Origin of the sequence: Kitasatospora sp. NPDC001539 (assembly GCF_040298565.1) — a bacterium.
In the GTDB taxonomy this organism is placed as follows: Bacteria; Actinomycetota; Actinomycetes; order Streptomycetales; family Streptomycetaceae; genus Kitasatospora.
The window spans coordinates 1-18368 of sequence record NZ_JBEPAK010000142.1; the positions used below are offsets into that span (position 1 = coordinate 1).

Annotated in this window: 17 protein-coding genes; 14 read left to right on the forward strand and 3 right to left on the reverse strand. The window is 75.0% G+C overall.

Going from position 1 to position 18368, the window contains the following annotated elements; genetic code table 11:
* The 7 genes from ABT247_RS21520 to ABT247_RS21550 all read left to right on the forward strand — a co-directional run.
* On the forward strand, positions 1-1233 hold a 1233-nt coding region (locus ABT247_RS21520; protein WP_350744511.1), incomplete at its 5' end, for a toxin glutamine deamidase domain-containing protein.
* 231 nt (positions 1234-1464) lie between these two features.
* A complete protein-coding gene (locus ABT247_RS21525; RefSeq protein ID WP_350744513.1) occupies positions 1465-2757 on the forward strand; it encodes an SUKH-4 family immunity protein in 1293 nt (430 codons plus the stop codon).
* A 191-nt stretch (positions 2758-2948) separates the two neighbouring features.
* Positions 2949-3908, forward strand: a complete 960-nt coding sequence (locus ABT247_RS21530; RefSeq protein ID WP_350744514.1) for a Ppx/GppA family phosphatase — start codon at positions 2949-2951, stop codon at positions 3906-3908.
* A 664-nt stretch (positions 3909-4572) separates the two neighbouring features.
* Positions 4573-5376: a sugar phosphate isomerase/epimerase family protein gene (locus ABT247_RS21535; protein ID WP_350744536.1), complete on the forward strand. Its 804-nt coding sequence runs from the start codon at positions 4573-4575 to the stop codon at positions 5374-5376.
* A gap of 47 nt (positions 5377-5423) precedes the next feature.
* Positions 5424-6212: a class I SAM-dependent methyltransferase gene (locus tag ABT247_RS21540; RefSeq protein WP_350744516.1), complete on the forward strand. Its 789-nt coding sequence runs from the start codon at positions 5424-5426 to the stop codon at positions 6210-6212.
* Positions 6213-6476: 264 nt separating this feature from the next.
* Complete coding sequence (ilvD, locus tag ABT247_RS21545; RefSeq protein WP_350744518.1) at positions 6477-8321, forward strand: dihydroxy-acid dehydratase; 1845 nt, start codon at positions 6477-6479, stop codon at positions 8319-8321.
* Between the two features lie 157 nt (positions 8322-8478).
* Positions 8479-9009 (forward strand): hypothetical protein, encoded by a 531-nt coding sequence (locus ABT247_RS21550; RefSeq protein ID WP_350744520.1) that lies wholly within the window; start codon positions 8479-8481, stop codon positions 9007-9009.
* Positions 9010-9072: 63 nt separating this feature from the next.
* Here the strand turns inward: ABT247_RS21550 and ABT247_RS21555 are convergent, their stop codons facing one another.
* Together ABT247_RS21555 and ABT247_RS21560 are read right to left on the reverse strand one after the other, a co-directional pair.
* A complete protein-coding gene (locus ABT247_RS21555; protein ID WP_350744522.1) occupies positions 9073-10446 on the reverse strand; it encodes an SCO2583/SCO2584 N-terminal domain-containing protein in 1374 nt (457 codons plus the stop codon).
* A 133-nt stretch (positions 10447-10579) separates the two neighbouring features.
* Positions 10580-11029, reverse strand: coding sequence for a hypothetical protein (locus tag ABT247_RS21560; RefSeq protein ID WP_350744524.1), 450 nt, complete (start codon positions 11027-11029; stop codon positions 10580-10582).
* A 176-nt stretch (positions 11030-11205) separates the two neighbouring features.
* Here ABT247_RS21560 and proC point away from each other — a divergent pair, with 176 nt between their 5' ends.
* Together proC and ABT247_RS21570 are read left to right on the forward strand one after the other, a co-directional pair.
* Positions 11206-12033, forward strand: a complete 828-nt coding sequence (gene proC / locus ABT247_RS21565) for a pyrroline-5-carboxylate reductase (RefSeq protein WP_350744526.1) — start codon at positions 11206-11208, stop codon at positions 12031-12033.
* Positions 12034-12140: 107 nt separating this feature from the next.
* A complete protein-coding gene (locus ABT247_RS21570) occupies positions 12141-13385 on the forward strand; it encodes an MFS transporter (RefSeq protein ID WP_350744528.1) in 1245 nt (414 codons plus the stop codon).
* 68 nt (positions 13386-13453) lie between these two features.
* On the opposite strand, the gene ABT247_RS21575 is transcribed toward ABT247_RS21570, so the two are convergent.
* Positions 13454-13978, reverse strand: a complete 525-nt coding sequence (locus ABT247_RS21575; protein ID WP_350744530.1) for a hypothetical protein — start codon at positions 13976-13978, stop codon at positions 13454-13456.
* Between the two features lie 140 nt (positions 13979-14118).
* On the opposite strand from ABT247_RS21575, the gene ABT247_RS21580 reads away from it, so the two are divergent.
* From ABT247_RS21580 to ABT247_RS21600, 5 genes are all read left to right on the forward strand, one after another.
* Positions 14119-15315, forward strand: a complete 1197-nt coding sequence (locus ABT247_RS21580; RefSeq protein ID WP_350744532.1) for an acetoin utilization protein AcuC — start codon at positions 14119-14121, stop codon at positions 15313-15315.
* Between the two features lie 225 nt (positions 15316-15540).
* Positions 15541-15750, forward strand: a complete 210-nt coding sequence (locus tag ABT247_RS21585) for a helix-turn-helix domain-containing protein (RefSeq protein ID WP_148644250.1) — start codon at positions 15541-15543, stop codon at positions 15748-15750.
* A gap of 191 nt (positions 15751-15941) precedes the next feature.
* A complete protein-coding gene (locus ABT247_RS21590; RefSeq protein WP_003948845.1) occupies positions 15942-16040 on the forward strand; it encodes a 30S ribosomal protein bS22 in 99 nt (32 codons plus the stop codon).
* Between the two features lie 150 nt (positions 16041-16190).
* The gene (locus ABT247_RS21595) at positions 16191-17300 is read left to right on the forward strand and encodes an NAD-dependent epimerase/dehydratase family protein (RefSeq protein WP_350744538.1); all 1110 of its coding nucleotides are present in this window, start codon (positions 16191-16193) and stop codon (positions 17298-17300) included.
* A gap of 7 nt (positions 17301-17307) precedes the next feature.
* Entirely contained in the window at positions 17308-18315 is a 1008-nt protein-coding gene (locus ABT247_RS21600) for a lysophospholipid acyltransferase family protein (protein ID WP_350744534.1), read from the forward strand.
* The last annotated feature ends 53 nt before the right edge of the window (positions 18316-18368 follow it).

Below are 18368 nucleotides of genomic sequence, written 5' to 3' on the forward strand. Positions count from 1 at the left end.
GACTCGGTGAGCGCGCCGCCCGCGCCCGCGCCCTCGGCCGCGCCGTCCGCCGGTGGCTCCGGGTACGGACCGGCACCGGAGGCGCCTCCGGCCGTCCGGCACGCCATGGCGGCCGGCGGGTTCGGCACGGCCGGGTACGGCGGCGGCTACCACGCGGTCGGGCCGGTCGGTCCCGTCGGCGCGGTGGGGTCGGTCGGGCCGGTCGGTGCCGTCGGTCCGGTCGGCCCCGGGCCGCTCGCGGCCGGCGGCGGACCGTCCCCCGTGCACGCGGCGGCGCCCTTCGGCAGCGGCGTCGGCGCGGGGGCGGCACCCGGGGGCACCGAGTCCAGGCCGGGCGCGCCCCGCACCCCGCTGGGCGCCGCGCCGCCGCCCCCGGCCGGCACGCCCGGTCCGGGCGCCGCGCCGCCGCCCCCGGCCGAGCCGCCGGCCGTCGGCACCGCCCCGGTCCTCGCCCGGCCCGAACCGCACCACGCCGAAGGCCGCCGCCGGGACACCACCGCACCGCTCGCCGATCCCACCCTCGCCTGGGGCGCCGTGCCGGTCGCCACCGCCCACGCGATGGCCCTCCAACTCGCCCTGCGGGGCCGGGGCCGGCCGGACCCGTTCGCCGACGGGCGGGAACCCCGGGTGCGCACCATCGCGGACAGCCGCCCCCACGGCCTGCCGGGCGGGCTCGGGCCCGTCGACCCCGAGCACCAGGCCGAACTCGAACGCCGGATCCCGCGCGACGAGGACGGGCTGCCCGCCCGCCACCCCGACCCGGCCGTCGGCGGCTGGGACGAGGCCGTCAACGCCGGCGGCCACCGCGAACCCGGCCGGGCCAACAACAGCCTGGAGATCGCCCTCTCCGCCGTCGACACCTACACCGGCCGCCCGACCTGCGCGGCCCCGCGCATCCCCACCGAGGGCGACGCGGGCGAACGCGGCGGCCGGGACCGCGCCGAACGCGAGCTCGGCGCCCGCTTCCGCGACCTCGGCGACGGCGGCCAGGCCTTCGCCCGTCTCGCCGACGAACTCCGCCGCGCCGGCCACGGTGCCCAGGCCGTCCTCCTCACCCTCGACGCCCACGGCCGCCCGCACGCCTGGAACGCCGTCAACCACCGGGACACCGTCACCTACCTCGACCACCAGCTCGCCCGCCGCGGTCCCGCGCCCCTCCACCCCGCCACCCGGGGCCTCTGGGCCATCGCCCTGACCCCCGAAGGCCGCCCCCTCGACCTGGCCACCACCTGAAACGGCCTCGCCGTGCCGGACGGCGGCGGCTCGCGGCCGGGCCGCATCGCGCCGTGCACGCATCGCGGCCGGGCGCGCACCGGGGCCGCCGCGCACCGGGGTCGGCGCGCGCACCGGGGCCGCCGAGCCCGGGCGCTCCCCGGAGGCCCTCGGGCTGCACCCGCGGCGGTGGCCGGCCGCGGGCGGCGGGGCTGGATGATGGTGGTTCGGTTCGACGACGGGGGTGGACGGATGATCTCGCGGGCGCAGGCGGTGGAGGCGGGGCACCGGTGGATCAACGGGGACCTGCCGCAGCGGGCCGGGGCGGCGCGGCGGGTCTGCGCGCACGAGTTCGAGCTCGGGTGGGTGGTGTGGGCGGAGCCGGCGCGGGTGGAGGTGGACCCGCGCACGGGTGAGCGGCGGGCACCGGAGGAGGTGGGGGCCGCGTGCGCGGTGGTGGACCGGCAGAGCGGCCGGTTCACCGTCTGGCCGTCGGTGCCGGTGGACCACGTGGTGCTCCTGTACCGGGACTTCGTCGGCGCGGGCGGGTACGACCCGACCCTGCCCCCGGCGACCGGCCGGGGCGCCCGGGCGGAGCTGACGTACCGGGACGCCTCCGGTGAGGTCCGCTCGCTGGCGTTGCGGTCCGCCGCCGGACTGCCGCACCCGGCGCTGCGCGGCTGGTGGTGGCTGCGCGAACAGGGCGTGGCGGCCCGGGACGTGCTGGCCGTCCGGACCGACCTGCGGCTGAGCGCGCTGCCCGGCGGCTACGCCGCGTACGCGCTGGCCGCGGAACTCCCGCACCTGCGGCCGGAGTTCGACCTTCCGTACGGCCCCCGGTTCGACCACCGGGCCGCCGCCGTACGGGAGTTGCCCGCGCCGCCGGACGGGCCGGCCCGCAACCGGGTGCCGTTCCCGCGCGCGCTGCCGCCACTGCCCCCGGAGCCCGACCGCGAACTGGCGCGGCGGCTCGCCGAACGGTTCGGCCCGGCGGGCGTGCGCCGCTTCGACCCGGCGGACGTGGCGCGCGCCGAGCTGCCCGGGGAGGCGGCCGCACTCCTGCTGGCGGTGGGCGTGCCGGTGGCCGTCGAGGGCTTCTTCGCACTGCACCACCCCGGGGCGGAGGCGATCGCGGACGGCTCCCGGCCGGGCACCGTCCTCCCGCCCGCGGCCGCGCACCTGGCCGCGCTCGGCCGGGGCCGCCGGGTGGCCGAGCGGGAACGCCTCGCGCTCGCGGGGCAGTCGGTGCTGGGCACGGACGGCTGGGCGCTCATCACCCTCGACGGCGAGCGGGGCACCGTCCGGGCGGTCGACCCCGACCACGCGACCGCCCGGCACTGCAACGCCGACCTGCGCTCCTTCGTCCGCTGCCTGGAACTGTTCGCCGGCTGGTGGCCGGCGCTGCGCGGGCTCGGCCCGGCTGCCGCGGGCGAGGCGGTGGACTCCCTCCAGCGGGCCCTGGCGGAAGTGGACGCCACGGTGTTCGAGGACCCGGAGAACTGGTGGGCCGTCGTGGTGGAGCAGCTCTGGGACGGTCTGCTCTGACCGCGCCGTCCTGCCCTGACCACTGCGACCGCCGCGGCTGCTGCGACCACCGCGACCACCGCGACCGCACCGTGCGCTGACCTTCCCCGGCCTGACGGATCAGCGCCGGAACGGTCGGAAACGACCCGGACCAGCACGAATACCGCCACACCCGATCTCCGCCCGGCCCGGATCGCGTAGCGTGGAGGGCTATGCGACTCGGTGTGCTCGACGTAGGTTCCAACACGGTCCACTTCCTCGTGGTGGACGCCCATCCGGGCGCCGCTCCGCTGCCCGCGTACTCCCACAAGGCCGAACTGCGCCTGGCCGAACTGCTCGACGAGTCCGGCGCGATAGGCGAGGCCGGCGTCGAGCGGCTGATCGGTCACATCGCCTCCTCGCTGCGGGTCGCCGAGGACAAGGGCGTCGTCGACATCCTGCCCTTCGCCACCTCCGCCGTCCGGGAGGCCGCCAACGGCGAGCAGGTGCTGCGCCGGGTCGCCGACGAGACCGGGATCGAGCTGCGGGTGCTGTCCGGGCAGGACGAGGCCCGGCTCACCTTCCTCGCCGTCCGCCGCTGGTTCGGCTGGTCCTCGGGCCGACTGCTCAACCTGGACATCGGCGGCGGCTCGCTGGAGATCGCCTGCGGTCTGGACGAGCAGCCGGACGTCGCCTGTTCGCTGCCGCTGGGCGCGGGCCGGCTGACCGCCGGGTGGCTGCCCGGCGACGTCGCCGATCCGGACGGCCTGCGCGAGTTGAGACGCCACATCCGGGCCGAGATCGCCACGGTGGTCGGCGAGATCTCCCGGCTCGGGAAGCCGCAGCACGCCGTGGCCACCTCCAAGACCTTCAAGCAGCTGGCCCGGATGACCGGCGCCGCCCCCGCCGACGCCGGCCCCTACGCCGACCGCCGGCTCACCCGCAGCGGGCTGTCCGCCTGGCTGCCCCGGCTGTCGACGATGACCGTCGCCGAACGCGCGCAGATCCCCGGCGTCTCCGAGGGCCGGGCCAAGCAGCTGCTGGCCGGGGCGCTGGTCGCGGACGCCGCGATGGACCTGTTCGGCCTGGAGGAGCTGGACGTCTGCCCGTGGGCGCTGCGCGAGGGCATCATCCTGCGCCAGCTCGACGCCATGGACAGCCCCGCCGACCGCCGCCCCGTCCTCACCACCTGAGCCGCCCGGCGACGTGCCGCCGGTCACTGCGCCGGGCATCCGGTCCCGTTCGGCGCGAGCTCCGCTTACGCTGTCTCCCGTGGTGCAACCAGCGGACGAGGACGGGACGCGGGAGGGCCGCGCGTCCGGGGACGGGCAGTCGCGGCCGGACGACCCGCGCCGCCGACTCGGCAAGGCGGTCAAGGGCGCCACCGCGGCCAAGGCCGCCAAGGCCGTGCAGGCGGCCCAGCGCACCGCCAGGAAGGCCGCCGCCACGACCGCCGAGAAGGCCGCTGCGAAGGCCGCCGTGAAGGCTGCGGCGCGGACCGGGAAGCCCACCGCGAGGACCGGGAAGACCACCGGGACCCGAGCCGCCGACACCCGGACCGCGGACGCGCAGCCTGCCGAGACCCAGACCGCCGAGGCCCAGGCCGCCGAGGCCCGGACCGCCGAGGCCCGGACCGCCCGGCAGCCGGCCGGGCAGCGGAGCATCGGCAAGCGCACCGCCGGGCGGCGGGCCGGAACGGCGGCGGAACCGCCCCGGGAGACCCGCACCGCCCGGGCCGCCGGCGCCGCCAAGGCCGCCGTCCAGTCCGTGCGCTCGGTCAAGGCCGCCAAGCGCGACGCCGCCCGCCCGCCGCTGCTGCGCACCACCGACCGGCTGGTGCTGCCCCGGCACCCGGCCCTGCACATCCCCGACACCAAGGTGGTCCTGTCCACCGCCTCGGTGTACCCGGCCAGCACCGCCGTCGCCTTCGAACTGGCCGCCAAGCTCGGCTACGACGGGATCGAGGTGATGGTCTGGAACGACCCGGTCAGCCAGGACGTCGACGCCCTGCGCCGGCTCTCCGACGTCCACCAGATGCCGATCCTGGCCGTGCACGCGCCCTGCCTGCTGATCACCCAGCGGGTGTGGACCACCGACCCGTGGACCAAGCTGGTCCGTGCCCGGGCGGCGGCCGAGAAGCTCGGCGCGAGCGCCGTGGTCGTCCACCCGCCGTTCCGCTGGCAGCGCCAGTACGCCCGCGAGTTCGTCGAGGGCATCAACCGGATGGCGGGCGAGACCGACGTCCGCTTCGCCGTCGAGAACATGTACCCGTGGCGCTACCGCGACCGCGAGGTCCTCGCGTACGCCCCCGGCTGGGACGTCACCGACGAGGAGTACCGGCACTTCACCATCGACCTCTCGCACGTCGCCACCTCCCGGATCGACGCCTTCGCCATGGTCGAGCGGATGGGCGATCGGCTCGCCCACGTCCACCTGGCCGACGGCAGCGGCTCCGGCAAGGACGAGCACCTGATCCCCGGCCGGGGCAAGCAGCCCTGCGCCGAGCTGCTGGAGCACCTGGCCCGCACCGGGTTCGACGGCCACGTGGTGCTCGAGGTCAACACCCGCCGCGCCGCCTCCCCCGCCGAACGCGAGGCCGACCTCGCCGAGGCCCTCGCCTTCACCCGCTTGCACCTGGCCACCCCCTCGCGCGTACGCTGAGCCGCGGTCCGCGCCGGGGCCGTCAACTACCCCACGGAGGTGGAGCAGTGACGAAGGGTCGGCTGTTCATCGAGCTCGACAACTTCCGGGAGCTGGCCGAGAGCTTCGGTGCGGTGGCCCCCGAGTACGACCGGGCCCGCCCCGGCTACCCGGACGAGCTGTTCGACGAGCTGGAGCGGCTCTGGGGCCGCAGCCTCCGGGGGGCCAGGGTGCTGGACGTCGGCGCCGGCACCGGCATCGCGACCCGGCTGCTGGCCGCCCGCGGCGCGGACGTGATCGCCGTCGAGCCCTACGCCGGGATGGCCGCCCAGCTGCTGGCCGCCTCGCCGCAGCTCCCGCTGGTCCGCGGCAACGGCGACGACCTGCCCTTCCACGACGCCTCCGCCGACCTGATCAGCTACGCCCAGGCCTTCCACTGGACCCGCCCCGAGCGCTCCGTCCCCGAGGCGATCCGGGTGCTGCGGCCCGGCGGCGCGCTCGCCACCTGGTGGAACGTCCACGACGAGACCGTGCCCTGGGTCCGCGCCCGGGTGGAGCGGCTGTCCGCGGCGCTGCCCGGCCGCTACCACGGCTACGGCCGGATCACCGAGCACACCGGCCACTTCGCCCCGGCCGGGCTGGCCGTCGGGCACGCCCGGCTGCGCTGGGAGCGGCGGGTCACCGTGGACCACGTGCTCACCGACCTCACCTCCCGCTCCTTCATGGCCTCGCTCAGCCCCGAGGAGCGCGCCCCCGTCCTGGCCGCCGAGCGGGCCGCCCTGACCGCCGACTTCCCGGACGGGCTGGTGGACGAGCCCTTCCTGCTGGACCTCACCGTGGCCGTCAAGACCGGCTGAACCGCGCCCGGCGGGGGCGGGCGGACCGCGGCCGTCACCACGGCCGAGGCCGGCGGGACCGGTCCTGGCGGCCCGGCGGACCGCGGCCGTCACCGCCGCCCGGCCCGGCCGACCGGCGGCTGTCCACGGGTCGGCCCCGCTGCCCGCATCCCGGACGCACTGTCCGCCGGCCGGACGGCGGGCGTAGGCTCGGAAGCCACCAGCGGCCCCCGCACCCTCACCTCCCGCGGGGCGCCGTCGAGAGCCCCGAAGGAGTGGAGCACAGTGCCCGAGCTGAGGTCCCGTACGGTCACCCACGGTCGCAACATGGCAGGCGCCCGGGCGCTTCTCCGGGCGGCCGGCGTAGCCCGCGAGGACTTCGGCAAGCCGATCATCGCGGTCGCCAACTCCTTCACCGAGTTCGTCCCCGGCCACACCCACCTGCAGCCGGTCGGCCGGATCGTCTCCGAGGCGATCAAGCAGGCGGGCGGCATCCCGCGCGAGTTCAACACCATCGCCGTGGACGACGGCATCGCCATGGGCCACGGCGGCATGCTCTACTCGCTGCCCTCGCGCGACCTGATCGCCGACTCGGTCGAGTACATGGTCAACGCCCACTGCGCCGACGCCCTGATCTGCATCTCCAACTGCGACAAGATCACCCCGGGCATGCTGATGGCCGCCCTGCGCCTGAACATCCCGACCGTGTTCGTCTCCGGCGGGCCGATGGAGGCCGGCAAGGCCACCCTGGTCGACGGCACCGTGCGCAAGCTCGACCTGGTCGACGCGATCTCGCAGGCGGTCAACGAGAACGTCTCCGACGAGGACATCGCGATCATCGAGGAGAACGCCTGCCCCACCTGCGGCTCGTGTTCCGGCATGTTCACCGCCAACTCGATGAACTGCCTCACCGAGGCGATCGGCCTCTCGCTGCCCGGCAACGGCTCGGTGCTCGCCACCCACACCGCCCGCCGCGCCCTGTACGAGAAGGCCGGCCGGACCGTCGTCGAGATCGCCGGCCGCTACTACGGCGGCGACGACGCCTCGGTGCTGCCCCGCGCGATCGCCACCCGCGCCGCCTTCGAGAACGCCATGGCGCTGGACATCGCCATGGGCGGCTCGACCAACACCATCCTCCACCTGCTCGCCGCCGCCCAGGAGGCCGAGCTGGACTTCGACATGCGGGCCATCGACGCGATCTCCCGCAAGGTGCCCTGCCTGTCCAAGGTCGCGCCCAACGGCTCGTACTACATGGAGGACGTGCACCGGGCCGGCGGCATCCCGGCGATCCTCGGCGAGCTGTACCGGGCCGGACTGCTCAACGAGGACGTCCACACCGTGCACTCCGACTCGCTCGCCGAGTGGCTCAAGACCTGGGACGTCCGCGGCGGCTCGCCGTCCGCCGAGGCCGTCGAGCTGTGGCACGCCGCCCCCGGCTGCGTCCGCTCCGCCGAGGCCTTCTCCCAGTCCGAGCGCTGGGAGTCGCTGGACACCGACGCCGCCAAGGGCTGCATCCGCAGCGCCGAACACGCCTACTCCGTCGAGGGCGGCCTGGCCGTGCTGTACGGCAACCTCGCCGAGGACGGCTGCATCGTGAAGACCGCCGGTGTGGACGAGTCGATCTGGACCTTCAGCGGCCCGGCCGTCGTGGTCGAGTCCCAGGAGGACGCGGTCGAGGCGATCCTCGCCAAGCGGGTCAAGGAGGGCGACGTCGTCGTCATCCGCTACGAGGGCCCCAAGGGCGGCCCGGGCATGCAGGAGATGCTCTACCCGACCTCCTTCCTGAAGGGCCGCGGCCTGGGCAAGGCCTGCGCGCTGGTCACCGACGGCCGGTTCTCCGGCGGCACCTCGGGCCTGTCGATCGGCCACGCCTCCCCCGAAGCGGCCTCCGGCGGCACCATCGCGCTGGTCGAGGACGGCGACACCATCGCCATCGACATCCCCGGCCGCAGCATCTCGCTCCAGGTGCCGGACGAGGTCCTGGCCGAGCGCCGCCGCGCCCTGGAGGCCGCGGGCGGCTACCGGCCGAAGAACCGCGAACGCCAGGTCAGCCAGGCGCTGCGCGCCTACGCGGCGATGGCCACCTCGGCGGACAAGGGCGCCGTCCGGGACGTGACCAAGCTCGGCTGATCCCGCCGGGCACCCCGGAGGAGCCGCCCCGCGCCGGGCGGCTCCTCCGTGCCGTGCGCTGACCGGGCTCCTCCGTGCCGTGCGCAGGCACGCTGACGAGCCGAGGCCGGTGACGGCGGAGACCGGTGACGGCGGGGACCGGGTGATAATCGAGGACGTGAGCGAGCAGCCCCCCACCCCCCTCCCCAAGCCCGCCGGCGCCCCCGAGCCGGAGCCGATCCGCTGGTTCGGCACCAGCTGGCTCGACCGGGACGGCGGCTACTGGCTGCGCCGGGTCGGCGTCTCGGCCGGCGCCCTGGTCGCGACCGTCGCCGCCGTGCTGGTGCTGCGCTTCGGTGTCGAGGGCGTCGCGCTCTCCGACAGCGGCGGCTTCGTCAACGGCCTGCTGACCGCCGCGATCGCGGTCTGCTCGATGATGGCCGTGCGGCGCACCTGGAAGGTGCTCACCGAGGGCAGGGACCAGCTGACCGGCTGGATGGCCGAGGACAAGTCGCTCGGCGCGGTCTGGCTGATCGGCGGGGCGGGCAGCCTGGCCGCCTACTTCGCCCGCAGCCTGGTCGAGGCGCCCGGTGAGGGCGTCAAGCGGGCCGCCTACCAGCGGGCCGTCGAGCAGTACGGGAAGCGCCAGGCGGGCCGCAGCGGCCGGCCCGACGCCAAGGCGCCGGGCCGGGGCAAGCGCAAGCGCTGACCCGGGGCCGTCCTCAAGCCCCCGCCCGCCCTTCGAGCGGACGAAGGGGTGTGAAGTCGGGCCCTAGTAGCGGCTGACCGATCCGCACTCGCCGGGCTCGGTGGACAGGTCCTTGCTGCGGTCGTACGGATCGGTCTTCGGGCCGGTCGGCCGGGCGTCCGGACCGTCCGGCGAGGCGGTGGCGAACTGGTCGAACTGCGGGTGGTAGAAGCCGTCGTAGATGCCGCACGCCGAGTTCCCGGCGTCCGAGCTGCTGCCCTCGGCGAACACCAGCTTCTTCGGGTCGAGCCGGTAGCGGCCCGGGTCGTAGAAGCGGAAGTTCTCCACCCGGCGCACGATCGTGCGGGTGGTCCAGGTGTCCCCGGACACGTCGTCCACCGGTACCACCAGACCCACCGGCTTGGCCGTGCCGGCGCCCCGGGGCGGGGCCGGGTCCGTGGGCCTCGGCGTGCCCGCCGACGGTGCGGGGGACGCGGCCCGCTTGCCGGCCTCCGGGCCGGGGCGCAGCGCGTACACGAAGCTGAAGTCGGTGTGGACCAGGACGCCCTTGTCGCCGTCGCCCTCGAAGCTGATCCGGCCCTGCGCCTTGACCACGTCGCCCACCGGGATCGCCTCGCGCGGGTCGAAGCGGCTGAACCAGCTGGTCGCGTCGGCCTCCTTGGACGGGTTCGCCAGGGCGGCGGTCACGCGGTCCCGCTCCTCGCGCTCCAGCAGGGCGAGCGCCGAGTCCGGCCGGCCGCCGGCGAGCACCTTCGGGTCCAGGTTGGCGGCGGTCAGGTAGTCCTTGACCAGCCGCAGCTGGGCGGCGACCTCCTCGGCGGAGAAGACGCCGGTGTCCTTGGCCTCGGGGAGCACGAAGGCCTCCGCGCCGTTCGGCCAGCCTTCGGCGGGGGAGCCGGCCCACGGGTGGGCCACGGTCGGCTGCTGCTCGTCGGTCTTCGGCGGCGCGGTGGTCGGCTTGGCCGTCTCCGGGGCGACGGTCGGCACGGGGGTGGGTGCGGCGGAGGAGCCGGTCCCGCCGACGTGGTCGGCGTACCAGCTGCGCAGCCCGTCGATGTTCAGCGCCGCGAGCAGCACCGCGACGGTCAGCACGGCGAACAGCGGGGTGCGCCAGTCCCGCCGGCGCCTGGGGGGACGCGGGTTGCCCCACGGGTCGACCACCTGGAGCCGGGCCCTGCGCCCGAAGCGCCGCCTGGCCTTCCCCGGGCCGTCGTTGACGGAGCGGCGGCCGCCCGGGTCGACCGGCGGGGTGTGCTTCCAACGGGCGGTCAGCATCCGGGTGCGTCCGGACGGCTCCTTCACGGGGGCGGAGTTCACGAAGCCCTCGTCCAGGACGAGGTCGGCGAACGGGTCCTTCCCGCCGGCCCCGGACGGGTCGGACCCGCCCGGCTCGCGGCCCTCGGAGGGGCGCGGTTCCGGATCTTCGACTATCGGCATCGCGCCAGTATGCCGACGGGGTGTGACGATGCGTCGATCGGGGGCGCGCCGCGTGCTGGACCGGTGTGCGGAGCGGGTGCCTTCGGCAGCCTTTGTCCGGAATGGACCGCTCCGGATCCACCGGACCGTGCGTTCAGCCGGTGCCGCGGGCCTGCTTCACACCGTGGGCCACCCCGGCGATCGCCATCAGCACGCCGACCGGGATGAGCGAGACGAAGAACGCGCCGAACAGTCCGGAGTCGCCGAGGAGCATCTGCGCCAGGACGTTCAGCACCAGCAGTCCGCCGGCCGCCGGGAGCGCCGACTGCCACGGGTGCTCGCGCGCCCACCGTTGCAGCCGCCGGTCGCCGGTGTCCCGGCGCAGCTGCCCGCCGGCCCAGGCGGTCAGGAAGAAGAAGAACAGCCCCCAGCTCGCCGGTCCGGCCAGCATGCCCAGCGACCAGTCGCCGGAGACCGCCTCGATCCCCAGGGCCGTCGCCCCCACCACCGCACCGACGCCCGCGGCCGTCCGCCACGGGCCCATCGTCGCCGAGGCGGCGGCGAGTTGCCGGTTCTCACGTCGGGACATCTCGTCGTGTGCCATGCCTCCACGGTGCGCCTGCGCGGGTCGCGAGGCCATAGGGGAAACCCCGGACTCCAGGCCCTAGGGGAACACCGGCCCGGGTTGCGGCCCGGGTGCGGACCACGGAGCGGACGGTCCCGACGGGCACCGCCGGGCGGTGCGAGGATGGCCGCAGTACCGAGGCAAGGAGCGGACCCATGGGCAGCAGCGCAGCGCACGGACAGAAGATCGCCTTCCTGGGCACCGGCAAGATCGGCGAGGCCCTGCTCTCCGGTCTGCTGCGGGCCGGCAAGGACCCGGCGGACGTCCTGGTGACCGCCCGGCGACCGGAGCGCGCCGTCGAACTCGCCGCCCGCTACGGCGTGGTGGCGGTGGCCAACGCCGAGGCCGCCAAGTTGGCCGACACCCTGATCCTGGCGGTCAAGCCGCAGGACATGGGCACCCTGCTGGAGGAGCTGGCCCCGCACGTCAGCCCGGACCGGCTGGTGATCTCGGCCGCGGCCGGTGTCCCGACCGCCTGGTTCGAGGAGCGGCTGGCGGCCGGGACCCCGGTGGTCCGGGTGATGCCCAACACGCCGGTGCTGGTGGACGAGGGGATGAGCGTCATCTCCGGTGGCTCGCACGCCACCGAGGAGCACCTGGTGCGCGCCGAGGAGATCTTCAGCTCGGTCGGCAAGGCGCTGCGGCTGCCCGAGTCCCAGCAGGACGCGGCCACCGCGCTGTCCGGCTCCGGCCCGGCCTACTTCTACTTCCTAGTGGAGGCGATGACGGACGCGGGCATCCTGCTCGGACTGCCCCGGCAGGTGGCCCACGACCTGATCGTGCAGTCCGCGATCGGCGCCTCGGTGATGCTGCGCGATTCGGGCGAGCACCCGGTGAAGCTGCGCGAGGCGGTCACCTCCCCGGCCGGCACCACCATCGCGGCCATCCGCGAGCTGGAGAACCACGGGGTGCGGGCCGCGCTGCTGGGCGCGCTGGAGGCGGCCCGGGACCGCTCCCGGGAGCTGGCCTCCGGCGGCAGGTAGCCCGCGGCAGAAGTACCTGCGCGACCCCTCCCGGAATCGGGCCGTACCGCCTACGCTCTCGCCAACATCGTCCTACCGGTCGGTAGCGAGGTCGCCTGGAGGTCCGCATGAGCGCCGTGCCGTCCGTTCGGCCCGTCCCGCCCCGGGTGGCGCCCGGCCTGCGGGTCGGCCGGGCCGCGCTCGCCGTCAGCTTCCTGCTCCAGGGCACCACCTTCGCGCTGCTGGTCACCTGCATCCCGGAGATCCAGCACCGGTACGGGCTGAGCGACGGGCTGCTGCCGGTCTTCCTGGCCGCGGTGCCGGTCCTGGCCGGGGTGGGTTCGATCCTCTCCGAGCGGGTGGTGAAGCGCACCGGCGCCCGGGCGGTGCTGCGGGTGGTCCAGCCGGCCGTCTGCCTGAGCCTCGCGGGCGCCGGCCTCGGTGACACCCTGTGGCAACTCGCCGTGGCACTCGGCGCGTTCGGGCTGCTGGTGGGCGGGCTGGACGCCAGCATGAACATGCTCGGGGTGGGTCTGCAGCACCGCTACGGCCGCTCGATCATGATCGGCTTCCACGCGGCCTTCAGCCTCGGCGGCATCCTCGGCGCGGCGATCGCGGGCCTCGGCTCGCACTACCGCCTCGGGCTGCCGGTGCTGTTCGGCACCGCCGCCGCGGTGATCGCCCCGCTCGCGGTGCTGGCCGGCACCCTCCCGCGGCCCTCGTCCGGGCAGGCCCCCGCCGACGCGGCCGACCTCGGCGCCGCCGTCCGGGAGGCTGCCGAGGCCGCCGCCCGGTCCATCCCCTGGCGGCCGCTGCTGCCGCTGTGCCTGGCGATGGCCTTCGCGTACATCGCGGACGCCTCGGTCTCCAACTACAGCGTCAAGTACCTGACCGACGCCCTGGGCAGCCGCGAGGACCTCGCCAAGCTGTCCTACCTCGGCTACATGGTCGCGATGCTGCTCGGCCGCGCCCTCGGCGACCGTGCGGTGCAGCGCTTCGGCGCCGTCCCGGTGGTGCGCACGGGAGCCGCGGTGGCCGCGCTCGGCTTCGGCCTGGCCGCGGTGGCGCCCGCCGCCTGGGCGGGCATCGCCGCCTTCACCGTGCTCGGCTTCGGCATCTGCGCGATCATCCCGCAGGTCTTCGCGGCCGGCGGCCGGCTGTTCCCGGCCGACTCGGACGCCGCCGTGGCCCGGCTGAACCTCTTCAACTACGTGGGTTTCCTGGTCGGTTCGCCGCTGGTCGGGGCGATCGCGGACGCGAGCTCGTACCGCTGGGCGCTGCTGGCCCCGATGCTGCTGGTGCTCGCCGTCCTGCCGCTGGCGGAGCGCTTCGCGCCGGTGCCCGCGGCGGTCCCCGCCCCCGCGGCCGCCTGACCGCGGGGCGGGCGGGCGCGGGGGCGGCCGGATCCGGCTCAGCCGGAGCCCGGCCGGCCCTGGCCGGGTCAGCCGATCACGGTCTGCAGCTCGGGCACGCCGTCGGCCCAGAGCTGGTCCCTGGTGAAGGCCGGGGCGCCGGCCGGCCCGTACTCGACGTAGAGGTACGGGGCCCAGTTCAGCGAGTAGGGGGTGCCGCTCCAGGTCGGGGTGTCGCTGATCCTGACTGTGACCGTGACGGCGCGGGTCGCGCCGGGCGCGATCGGCGCCGCGAAGTGCCAGGCGGCGTTGTTGCCGCCGAAGCTGCAGTCCGTGCTGTCGCCGCCGCAGCCGACGACGGTGAACGCGCCGTTCAGCTGGTTGGCCGGCCAGATCGGCTGGATGTACTCGTAGGCGAAGGAGATGTCAGTGGTCTCGGTGTTGGTCAGCGACAGGGTCAGGATCAGCTGGTCGCCCGGCTTGGCCGTGGCCCGGTCGACGGCGAAGGTGGCGCCGCCGACTGCTGCGGAGGCCGGCTGGGCGGCAAAGAAGACGCCAAGTCCCAGTAATGCGAGAAGAATTGCTCCGAGGCGTGAAACGCTGAAGGTCTTCATGGCGGAGAGGATAGGGAGCCGTGAAGGTTTTGTCTGTACCGCCTCCGTGCCGGCCACCGCCCCGCCACCGCTCCATCACCACCCCGTACCGGCGAGCCCTGACGGCCGTCCGGGCGCCCGCACCCACTACGGTGGAGGCCATGCCCGAAGCCGAGCGTGACACCCCCTGCGGCCTGCACCTCTTCTGGGACGAGGCCGTCACCGCCTACGACTTCGGCCCCGGCCACCCGATGGATCCGACCCGACTGGCGCTCACCATGCGCCTGGTCGAGGACCTCGGACTGGGCGCCGGGCCCGGGGTGACCGTCCGGTCCGCGCCGCCCGCCGGGGAGTCCACCCTGCGGCTGGTGCACACCCGGGAGTACGTCGAGGCGGTCAAGCACGCCGCCGCGCACCCCGAACAGCCGGACCTCCGGCACGGCCTCGGCACCGACGACAACTGGGCCTTCCCGGCCGTCCATTCGGCCTCCGCGCTGATCGCCGGCCAGTCTGTGGCCGCCGCCGAGGCGGTCTGGCGCGGCGAGACCCCGCACGCCGTCAACTTCGCCGGCGGCCTGCACCACGCGATGCCCGACAAGGCCTCCGGCTTCTGCGTCTACAACGACCCGGCGCTCGCCATCGCCCGGCTGCTGGAACTCGGCGCCGAGCGGATCGCCTACGTCGACGTCGACGTCCACCACGGCGACGGCGTCCAGCAGGCCTTCTGGAACGACCCCCGGGTGCTCACGGTCTCCCTGCACGAGCACCCCGCCACGCTCTTCCCGCAGACCGGCTGGCCCACCGAGACCGGCGGACCGGACGCCCCCGGCTCCGCCGCCAACCTCCCGCTGCCGGCCGGCACCGGCGACTCCGGCTGGCTGCGCGCCTTCCACGCCCTGGTGCCCGAGCTGCTCACCTCCTTCCGGCCCGAGGTCCTGGTCACCCAGCACGGCGCGGACACCCACCTGGAGGACCCGCTCGCCCACCTCGCCGTCACCGTGGACGCCCAGCGGCTGATCGCCGAGGAACTGCACGACCTCGCCCACCAGCTGACCGGCGGCCGCTGGGTGGCCACCGGCGGGGGCGGCTACGCCGTCGTGGACGTCGTCCCGCGGACCTGGACCCACCTGGTCGCCACCGCCGCCGGCCGGCCCGTCGACCCGGCCACCGAGACCCCCGAGTCCTGGCGCGCCGAGGTCTACCGCCGCACCCGCCGCCCCGCCCCGCTGCGGATGACCGACGGCGCCCGGCCGTCCTGGCGGGACTTCGACGCGGGTTACGATCCGGCCGACCGGCTGGATCAGGCCATCCTCGCCAGCCGCCGGGCGGTGTTCCCGCACCACGGACTGCTGGCCTGAAACCGCCCCTCGGCCGCTCCCTGCACGGGCCGTGCGTACGCCCACTGGTGCGATCCGCCGAGTGGCTACCTACTGCAACGGTCCTATCTCCCACCGTAGGAGGACTGCACCGCCCCTCTTCCCACTGGTACCACCCATAACTACTCTGGGGATACACGTGTGCCGGTGGAGTCACCGGAGGGGAAGCCGGTGCCTTGCACACGGGTTAAGGGTCGGGTGATGGTCATGAGTTCCGGCGAACGCCCCCTGCAGGAAGTCGTCTTCCTGACCGTGGCGGAGGTTGCCGCGGTCATGCGGGTGTCCAAGATGACGGTGTACCGCCTGGTGCACAGCGGAGAGCTGCCGGCCATCCGGGTCGGACGGTCCTTCCGGGTGCCCCAGCAGGCGGTGCACGAGTACCTCAAGGAGTCGTACGTGCGACTCGAGAGCGCGTAGTCCCAGGCCGGGCGGGGGCGGGTCCGCGACCGCGGGTGCGCCCCCGTTCGCCCGGGATTCGCCCCGGGTTTCCCGGTCCGGGGGAGTGCGATTTACAGCCCCGGCCACGTGGACGGTAGGCTAGGCCCTCACGTCAGTCGTATGGACTCCGTCTCTCACGGACGAGAGTCTCAGTGAGCGAGGGTTGTTCCGTGGGCTCTGTCATCAAGAAGCGTCGCAAGCGTATGGCCAAGAAGAAGCACCGCAAGCTTCTCAAGCGCACTCGCGTTCAGCGTCGCAACAAGAAGTAAGCGCCCCCGGCCGCGCCCAGCGCGCCCAGCGCTTCCACCGCCCGCCCTGGTCCTCGTGGCCGGGGCGGGCGGTGTCGTTTCACGGCCCGGCGCGGCGGCGCGGTACGGTGCACGCAGGCCGCTCGGCTCGAGGGAATGGGGTGCAGAACCGTGGGCGTGGTCGTGCTCGTCACCGGCGTGGCCCGTCATCTCGGGGCCCGCTTCGCCGCCGAGGTCCGCCGCCGGCCCGGCGTCGACCTGGTCGTCGGTGTGGACGTGCAGCCGCCGGGACCGCCGGTCGAGGAGCCGGACGGCCCGGCCGCGCCGTACACCTTCCACCAGCTCGACCTGCGCCGCCCCGCGGTCTCCCGGGTGATCGCCGGGCACCGGGTGGACACCGTGGTGCACCTGAGCGTCAGCGCCACCGGCCTCGGCTCCACCAACCGCTCCGCGGTGAAGGAGGCGAACGTCATCGGCACCATGCAGCTGCTCGGCGCCTGCCAGAAGGCCTCCGGGGTGCGCCGGCTGGTGGTGAAGTCCACCACCGGCGTCTACGGCTCCGCGCCGCGCGACCCGGCGGTGTTCAGCGAGCGGATCCAGCCGAAGGACCCGCCCGGCGGCGGGTTCGCCAAGGACGCGGCGGAGGTCGAGGGCTACGTCCGCGGCTTCGCCCGGCGCCGACCGGACGTCGCGGTCACGGTGCTGCGCTTCGCCAACATCGTCGGCCCGCACGCCGACACCCCGCTCAGCGAGTACTTCGCGCTGCCGGTGCTGCCGACCGTGCTCGGCTACGACCCCCGGCTGCAGTTCGTCCACGAGGACGACGCGGTCGAGGTGCTCTGCCGGGCCGCCGACGAGCCCGTGCCGGGCACCGTCAACACCGGGACCTTCAACGTGGCCGGGGAGGGCGTCCTGCTGCTCTCCCAGTGCGCCCGCCGGCTCGGGCGCCCCACCCTTCCGCTGCTGCTGCCGGCGGTCAGCTGGATGGCCGCGCTCGGCCGGCGGACCCGGCTGGCGGACGTCTCCTCGGAGCAGCTGCGACTGCTCACCCACGGCCGGGTGGTGGACACCACGCGGCTGCGGGAGACCTTCGGCTACCGCCCGGTGTTCAGCACCCCGGAGGCCTTCGCCGACTTCGCCGCCGCCGAGGGCCCCGGCCTGCTGCCGCCCGGGCGGCTGGCCGCGGCCACCGACCGGCTGGCCGCCCTGATCAGCCCGGAGGGGCCCGCCCCCGCCGCACCGAACGTCGTACCGAACCGCCCGCGCCGCCCGAGGAGCTGAAGCCGCGATGAGTGCCGCCGCCGACGAATCGCCGGGTGAGGCCAAGGTCATCCCGATCGAGTCCGCCCCCAGCTGGACGTCCCCCGAGGGCCCGCGGCTGGCCGACCGGCTCGCCGCCGCCGTCGGCGGGGCGCTGTCCGGGCAGCTCGGCCCGGCGGCCACCCGGCTGTTCGGCAAGGGCTGGGAGGGCCGGGCCACCGAGGGTCTGGCCTTCCTGCGCCGCCGGCTCACCGGCGACTACGAGGTGGACGAGTTCGGCTTCGACCGGGAGCTCACCGAGGAGGTGCTGCTGTCGCTGCTGCGCCCGTTGGCCGAGAAGTACTTCCGGATCGACGTCCAGGGGATCGAGAACATCCCGGCCGAGGGCGGCGCCCTGATCGTCGCCAACCACTCGGGGACGATCCCGCTGGACGCCCTGATGACCCAGGTGGTCATCCACGACCACCACCCGCACCGCCGGCACCTGCGGATGCTCGCCGCCGACCTGGTCTTCGTGCTGCCGGGCGTCAACGAGCTGGCCCGCAAGGCCGGCCACACGCTGGCCTGCAACGAGGACGCCCAGGCGCTGCTGGAGCGCGGCGAGCTCGTCGGGGTCTGGCCGGAGGGCTTCAAGGGCATCGGCAAGCCGTTCGCCGAGCGCTACAAGCTCCAGCGCTTCGGCCGCGGCGGCTTCGTCTCCTCGGCGCTGCGGGCGCGGGTGCCGATCGTGCCGTGCTCGATCGTCGGGGCGGAGGAGACCTACCCGATGATCGGCAACGTGAAGGCGCTGGCCCGGCTGCTGGGTCTGCCGTACGTCCCGATCACGCCGACCTTCCCGTGGCTGGGCCCGCTCGGGATGCTGCCGCTGCCGACCAAGTGGACGATCCGCTTCGGCGAGCCGATCGCCACCGACGGCTACCCGGCGGAGGCGGCGGACGATCCGATGCTGGTCTTCGACCTGGCCGACGAGGTGCGCGAGACCATCCAGCACACCCTGTACCAGCTGCTGGTCCAGCGGCGTTCGGTGTTCTTCTGACGGCCCCTCGGAGGTGAACGGCCCGGGGCCCCGACGGGAGGCGTCCCGTCGGG

What these genes read in the sequence shown, in the direction of transcription:
- ABT247_RS21525 (WP_350744513.1), top strand. Translation starts at nt 1,465, where the DNA reads ATGATCTCGCGGGCGCAGGCGGTGGAGGCGGGGCACCGGTGGATCAAC.
- ABT247_RS21530 (WP_350744514.1), top strand. Translation starts at nt 2,949, where the DNA reads ATGCGACTCGGTGTGCTCGACGTAGGTTCCAACACGGTCCACTTCCTC.
- ABT247_RS21555 (WP_350744522.1), bottom strand. Translation starts at nt 10,446, where the DNA reads ATGCCGATAGTCGAAGATCCGGAACCGCGCCCCTCCGAGGGCCGCGAG.
- ABT247_RS21560 (WP_350744524.1), bottom strand. Translation starts at nt 11,029, where the DNA reads ATGGCACACGACGAGATGTCCCGACGTGAGAACCGGCAACTCGCCGCC.
- proC (WP_350744526.1), top strand. Translation starts at nt 11,206, where the DNA reads ATGGGCAGCAGCGCAGCGCACGGACAGAAGATCGCCTTCCTGGGCACC.
- ABT247_RS21570 (WP_350744528.1), top strand. Translation starts at nt 12,141, where the DNA reads ATGAGCGCCGTGCCGTCCGTTCGGCCCGTCCCGCCCCGGGTGGCGCCC.
- ABT247_RS21575 (WP_350744530.1), bottom strand. Translation starts at nt 13,978, where the DNA reads ATGAAGACCTTCAGCGTTTCACGCCTCGGAGCAATTCTTCTCGCATTA.
- ABT247_RS21580 (WP_350744532.1), top strand. Translation starts at nt 14,119, where the DNA reads ATGCCCGAAGCCGAGCGTGACACCCCCTGCGGCCTGCACCTCTTCTGG.
- ABT247_RS21585 (WP_148644250.1), top strand. Translation starts at nt 15,541, where the DNA reads ATGAGTTCCGGCGAACGCCCCCTGCAGGAAGTCGTCTTCCTGACCGTG.
- ABT247_RS21600 (WP_350744534.1), top strand. Translation starts at nt 17,308, where the DNA reads ATGAGTGCCGCCGCCGACGAATCGCCGGGTGAGGCCAAGGTCATCCCG.